Annotated in this window: 4 protein-coding genes; 1 reads left to right on the top strand and 3 read right to left on the bottom strand. The window is 52.8% G+C overall.

Translation table 11 applies throughout. The features are described 5' to 3' along the window. Positions 1 to 46 precede the first annotated feature (46 nt). The 3 genes from H1S06_RS00450 to H1S06_RS00440 all read right to left on the bottom strand — a co-directional run bounded on the left by H1S06_RS00450 (position 47) and on the right by H1S06_RS00440 (position 4,042). Entirely contained in the window at positions 47 to 343 is a 297-nt protein-coding gene (locus H1S06_RS00450) for a hypothetical protein (protein WP_181736325.1), read from the bottom strand. A 1,680-nt stretch (positions 344 to 2,023) separates the two neighbouring features. Further along, entirely contained in the window at positions 2,024 to 2,605 is a 582-nt protein-coding gene (locus H1S06_RS00445; protein WP_181736324.1) for a DUF4124 domain-containing protein, read from the bottom strand. Between the two features lie 909 nt (positions 2,606 to 3,514). Continuing rightward, positions 3,515 to 4,042, bottom strand: a complete 528-nt coding sequence (locus H1S06_RS00440) for a hypothetical protein (protein ID WP_181736323.1) — start codon at positions 4,040 to 4,042, stop codon at positions 3,515 to 3,517. Positions 4,043 to 4,798: 756 nt separating this feature from the next. Here H1S06_RS00440 and H1S06_RS00435 point away from each other — a divergent pair. Next, positions 4,799 to 6,214, top strand: coding sequence for a hypothetical protein (locus H1S06_RS00435; protein WP_181736322.1), 1,416 nt, complete (start codon positions 4,799 to 4,801; stop codon positions 6,212 to 6,214). The last annotated feature ends 238 nt before the right edge of the window (positions 6,215 to 6,452 follow it).

The following is a 6,452-nucleotide window of genomic DNA, read 5'->3' as shown; positions in this document are numbered from 1 at the left end:
CGCTGTCCGCGAATGTAAGTTGCTGATCCATCTTATGCGTCCTCGATCATGTGCAGTCAGCATTATCCCATGAGGCGGACTTGATCACACCTTCCCTAAGCTCTCTCGCCATTGAGTCCAAGCGCTCCCGAAGGAAGCTAGCATGACCGAACCAAGCCGAGACGATAACACCGGTTAATATCCCGGCAGGTATACCTATCGACAAATCGTATAGAATACCAGTGTCAGCCTGGATCCCGCCTTGCTCTGCAATTGATTTGAGAGGAACAATAGTACCGAGCAATAACCCAGTCATCAGTCCAATGAATAAAATCAGAATTGGCATCACCTGTTCCGCTTCCATGCTTTTTCACGGATAGTACCAGCTCCTAAACCCTGCCACACCTAGAACACTCAAGCACCAAGACAGCACCCAATCCGGTACCGCTTCCTCGACTTGGGTGTTGCAAACAGTGCTTTTCTGGATTTCGGATCCAGTTTGGCCAAAGCCGACACCCTATCCAGACACGGAGCCCGACACACTGCTGGCGCTGGAATACCTCAGCCCTTCATCCTTCTCGGCACAGCCATGCCGAAAGCCGACACAGAAGCCGTCATCTGAGCAGCTACGAACCCGACACACCTACAGCAGCAGGCCAACCAGCACACAGCAAACGGGGAGAACTGGTCGCCCTATCCAAACGATCCGAACGCCAGGGGCGCACAGAATTACGCGAATCGGTGTTTCACCTGCTGGCCACTTCTGCCTTCACTGTACAGCCCTTGAGCGCTCTCCGGACAATCACCGAACCACGGGCCATGGTCCATAAGATGCCGGACCTGGCCGGTAGCTCAGGCCAGTCAACGGTTGCTGAGCCTCGCCCCTGTATGGCCCTTATAATCCGGCACCAAAGCCAGAATCATGGCTCTGCCACTACGAAACTTTCGTAGTTCTAATTGCGGAATATCTCGGAGTTATAGGAGTCCAGAGAATGGGCTGGCGCTATGGTTTATACTTGGCACCAGCGGTAGAGCGGATTGAAGTCAGGTCGAGTTATCGGCGTCTGCGTCAACCCAGCAAGCTACCGCTATTCGTTCAGCCTTGGGGCGTGGGACATTCGACTTCCCAGCAGGCTCAGGATTGAACGGCAGGTGCTGGAGTCCCTTTCGCTGAAATAAGGTGTACGCCAGCGCCTGCGCCCTTTTCTTCATTGCAGTAAAAGCCCAGGGGTTAGATTTCAAATGCCACCCTTTCCGAACACTGGGCAGGACGGTTTCATTCCCCGCTTAATACCGGCATCCCGGTAGTTTGGGACACCGTGGCTCAAACCTGCTGGCGCTGCTTAACTGTGCAAATCTGCATATTTTGTCACCTCACAAAACCTCACTCATTAGGGCTCTGCTACCTGTCAAAACCTGACATGGCTGGCGCTGGACCGCTTCAGAAAACTTCAGGTGGCAGCTGGTGAAGACACGCCCCAGAACCTGATAAAACCTGAAATGGCAGAGCGGAATCACACCAGATAGAAAGTCCCCAACCGGGGACGCATAAGTCCCCAAAGCGGGACTATTCAGCCGGGCATTGCTGCCGATCAGCACCGCAAAGGTTCCGCGAAACCGGAACTATTGTTCCGTGAACCTGGAACTTTCGCCTGCCGATCAACCAACGGGCAACCAACCCAAACACCAGCAATGGCGGCCACTGATCGCCGAAGTCTTCAGCCACGGACCGCAAGTAACCCCGCTTCCAATCAACCAATAAGGCATTACACTGATGCCGGGCTTATGCCCTGGCGGTGCTTTGGTTCCACGCATGTGAAGGTGTGGCAGATCAAGGCACCGCCCCCTTTTCGCGTGACAGGTATCGCCGCCACCGTTACCTTTAAACAGCGCCGCAGCAGATCACTACAGGAAAATGGTAGTGACCTACTGAGCCGGATTTTCGGTTGAGCCACTGACCTGATTTTTCAGGTGAATGACTGACCCGATATTTCGGTTGAGTGAAACTCCCCAGATGTGAGGAGGAGAGCAATCTGGTGACACGTCAGTTGCATTGCATCATGCCGCCGATGTTCTGGCACACTCGGCCATCTTGTCTGATCATGGTTGGACCACCTCCGCTGTTGTAACGTTTGCCTTGGTTGTCCCAACACCCCCCGGCATCGCAATTGGTTATTATGCTTGGGCCCGGCGGCGGACGTAGTCTCTCAGGTTTTGGCCCCTGTCCTCTGCACCAAAGCAGGCGCTGATGTTGGCGTGAGTTCATTTCGTCTGGCCATCGTGCCTTTCGCTCAAGCTCAGCACAGACTTTTTCGGCCCCAAGAGGAACTTTGCTTACCTGCTCCTGCTCTCTCTGCTTTCTACGTTCGATGGCCTCCTGTCTTCGCTGCTCCACAACATCTTCCTTCAAGGCTTCACGCGCTTGAATTTCTGCCGATCTGCTTTTGTAGTGCCCCATATCCGCAGAGTTCACAGACCTTTCTCTGCGCCGCTCGGCATCAGTTCCGCATGGTGTTCTTGAAAACACCTTGCTACCGGTTTCTGGGTTGGTACAGGTGAAATACGATCCGGCAGCAGCAGGTATCGAGCACGTAAGCAGGAAAAAAGAAACGATATACTTGCGCATCGCGATTGCCCTCCTTGGGTTTCGATGATTCGGCAGTATAGCCAAAATACTTCGACGGTTACGGCCCAGGGCAGTATCACCCCTTTTACCAGGCTGCCACTTCTGAATGGGTCTCCTCAGATTTGAGGATACTCCAGCCAGCGCAGAACTTGCGCCACCTTCCAGATCTACCGATACCGGAATCCCGGTAACGCTCCAGCCAACACACCACTCAACACGCCAGAGGCCAAGTATTCACGGGGCCGGGAGTGAAGCATCAACACACCTTCCAACACACCAGCAACACACCTGTTGCCCTTTCCCCAATGGGGGAAGTTACCAGAACGCCACCTGGGCGCCGATCTGTTGCGGTAGTGCTGGCGCATGGATTAACAGCGAGAGAAGCGCATAGGGCGAAACAGACCGGTTGCTGGCGCTGGATACAGGCATCAGCAAGGGGGTCACAAAACGCGATACCCCACCGGCAGCAGCTTTACCAGCTCCAACCATAAGCGAGGGGTGAACGAATCGGGCACCCTGCTAGCAAGCGGCATTAACAGGTCAGAATCTGACCGGGTGTTAACAGCTGAATAACAGGTAGCGCCAACGTATTGAGGGTAATTGCCCCAGCTGCCCCACTGCCCCAGCCGCCCCAATACAAAACAGTAATGGGTAAAGTACGCAGAGAGGTACGCAGCAAATCGGCATGTATCCAGGTGCGCACCGGCATGGTTAACAGTCGAAGTTAACACCGGAGTTAACACACTTATGCGCATGGAAGGAAACACCGTTGCCCTTGAAGGAAACACCCTCAGGCGCACGGGCTGCCCGGTATCCACAAAATTGAGATCCATAGAAATCACGGCATGACGCAACACCGTTGCAACAGAACGCAACACCGCCATGCGCAAGGCGATCAGGCCGGTACTGCTACAGGTCCAACTGCTTCAGGAACCGCTCCAGTACGCCCGGCTTTCTAATGTCTGGCTGACTAGCTTCACAGGACGGGCACAGGTATTTGTGGCCGGTAAGCTTGTTGTGGACCCATTGCCGGGGCTTGCCCTCCTCAACAGTCCCGCACTGCTGACAAGGTGAGCCATCGTCCAACCGCTCAGGCCCAGGCCGGGCCTTCAGGTAGCAGACTGCCGGGGGCAGCTCGAATTGATCCGCGGACTTGGCCTTTGGTATGGCAACGTGAGTGGGTAACGGCAGATACACATTGCCATGGTCACCAACCCACTGAGGTGCGAGCACCGACAGCAGCCGTTCCGCAATCAGGGATTTCTCATCCTGTATGGTATCAAGTTGTTGGCTGGCCTCATGACCGAGGATGGCGTGAGCATGGATCTGTTCAACAAGCTGCTTCTGCCGCTGGTCCAGTTCAACCCACCGGCGCAGATCATCAAGACTCTGATCGTCCAAATTGGCTGTTGCGAGTTCCGTTCCTTGATGCTTCATTGAGCAACCTCCCTGTTATCGTTTGTTATGGTGCCGGAGGCTTCAGTCTTCAGTGTCTGGTTCTGAATCTCTCGACGCCTTCGCTAAAGAAGATAGTCTCCGTACCTCCGCCAGGAGTTCCGGCGAGAACTCGTGGTCTGCCCCTGTCAAATCCATGTCCAGCGGTGATTCTTTCTTCCACCCACGTTTTCTGAGCCTGTCGACTGTTTCCTGATCCGCGTCGAAGTGCGCCATTGGTGTTCCCTTTCCGATGATGAATATACGTTGAGAATATTGGCAGACAGCACGACATGTCATCGGCAACCAGGCTTAGGCCTTGAGAAGTAAAGGCGGGATAGTTCAGCAAGCAAGTTGCAAACGGGCACGGAACGGGCACCAGAACGGTCACAAACCCTATAAACGAAAAAATCGCCAGCAGGCGATTCATGTAACTCTTTGATTTAAATGGTCGGGACGGCAGGATTTGAACCTGCTCAAAACCACGTATAGCCCCTTCTAGCACCATTTCCGGCATTTTTCTGGCTGACAAACAGCCCCCTAAAGGAGTCTATCGTAACTCCTTTGCCCCAAACTTTGCCCCAAGACCTATTGCAACTCACAATCGACTATTGGCTTGGCACACCGTACCTGATGTACGACAATACTGCCTTTTTCACTCACCGGCTACACGGCTGTCAGTCCACATCCATACGCTGGAAAAGGTACTCAAAAGTCCGTGCTTAGTATTCTTGCACGTACCAAGGACCTATCAACACAATGACCGACCTACAGCTGTTAATCGCACAACATACTCTCTCTGACGGGGCAGCCAGAAGGCCGCAGTACCTCAAGACTGATTGGTTCCTCCACAAAGACATCAGAAAGTCGGTAACTCGTGCAGAAGTTATTCTGCTACAAGCATTTGAGCAGATGCGCAACGCTCAAGGCTCTGAGCGTTTGCATCGCAGCGTGTACGAGCCAACCATGCGAGTTTTGCTTGCGAACCTCTGGAATACATACCTGCATGGACGTGAGCTTATTCTACCTGCATCGTCATCTGACAAGGCGAAGGACAATAAGCGCGGATATTCTCCGAGCATCGGGCGCGACATCATCAAGTTTCTGTCCAGTCAGGGCTACATAGCCTATCAGGCAGGTAAAGCTAACAGTTACAACGGTGTGGCCTCTTGGGGTGTTGCAACATCAAAGCTGATCAGCCTCATTGAGTCCTGTGAAGGCTTCATTATTGCCCCTGCGCCTAGATTCGGTGCGATCCTTCGCGCAACAAAAGAGAAAGGCAAAGACACCGCTCCTGAGATTCCACTGAAAGGCCGCCACGAGCGTTCTGCCAAAAAACATGGCCGTGTTGCACGCAAATTGAATGAGCTACTAGCAAACAGTGTCATTCAATGGCCAGTTGATACGCATACAGATTCAGGCCAGCAATACGTTCAAACCCCCATCACTCTCACACGGATTTTCAACAACGGTAGCTGGGCCCAAGGTGGGCGTTTCTACGGTGACCACCAGAGTTTGGACGAGGAAAAACGGGGACAACTGCTCATTAACGGCGAAAGCGTCGTTGAGCTTGACTACTCTGCCCTGCACTTTCGAATGATCTACGCTGAATCAGGTATCCAGTACCCGCTTAACGATGATCCTTACGGTCCAGCAGGTAGCACTGAACGAGAAGCAAATAAACGTATCGCACTGAAGTTATTCAACTCGGAAAAGGATTGGACCTTGAGGTCTAGCATCACTCGTAGCGGTGACCAACAGCTGATCGACCTACACAACGAGTACACATTGGAGTATCAGCGCTACCTTGAGGGTAAACGAGATCGCCCTCCTCAAAAGCCTCTATGCCTGCAAGGCTTCATAAAAGGAATGCCTTCAGGGACAAGAGGCGACGACGCTTTGAATGAGTTATATGCCAACCACCCTATAATCAGGGCCTCCATAGACAACCATGATGGCAACTATGGGCTTTACCTTCAGTACAAGGACAGCGAAATCATGGCACTAGTTCTCGAAAAACTAGTGGATGAACATGTTCCCGCTTTGCCCGTACATGACTCGGTCATAGTGCCCACAAGCAAACAGCGTTTGGCGCAAAAAGCCATGGCTGAGGCCTTCAGTACGATGTACCCAAACATCATGATTCCCATATGTGAAAAGCGTGCCTCACTTTAAACTGGGGCACAGCAAGTTTCGGCTTACATCAGTTGTAAATGGTAGAGGGGATATGTGTGTTGGGGGATGGTATGGTTCCCGTTATGTAATCACATATCCATTTCTGGCATTAAGTACACTGACCACTGACTGTATGTCGTATGCCACATGCCACAGGACAAACCATACCGTGGTACACCACCCATGGTGACCCTCTCTGCATTTTCAAGGGCGCACTTTGCCGTAACGGCACGTAGAC

The sequence above is a fragment of the Marinobacterium marinum genome, assembly GCF_013868415.1.
Classification (GTDB): Bacteria; Pseudomonadota; Gammaproteobacteria; order Pseudomonadales; family Balneatricaceae; genus Marinobacterium; species Marinobacterium marinum.
Note: the sequence above shows the minus strand (reverse complement) of the source record. Positions and strands in the feature narration are given on the sequence as shown.

Bases quoted from the DNA above. Each gene is read 5' to 3' on its own strand.
- H1S06_RS00450 (WP_181736325.1), bottom strand. From the start codon at position 343: ATGGAAGCGGAACAGGTGATGCCAATTCTGATTTTATTCATTGGACTG.
- H1S06_RS00435 (WP_181736322.1), top strand. From the start codon at position 4,799: ATGACCGACCTACAGCTGTTAATCGCACAACATACTCTCTCTGACGGG.
- H1S06_RS00445 (WP_181736324.1), bottom strand. From the start codon at position 2,605: ATGCGCAAGTATATCGTTTCTTTTTTCCTGCTTACGTGCTCGATACCT.
- H1S06_RS00440 (WP_181736323.1), bottom strand. From the start codon at position 4,042: ATGAAGCATCAAGGAACGGAACTCGCAACAGCCAATTTGGACGATCAG.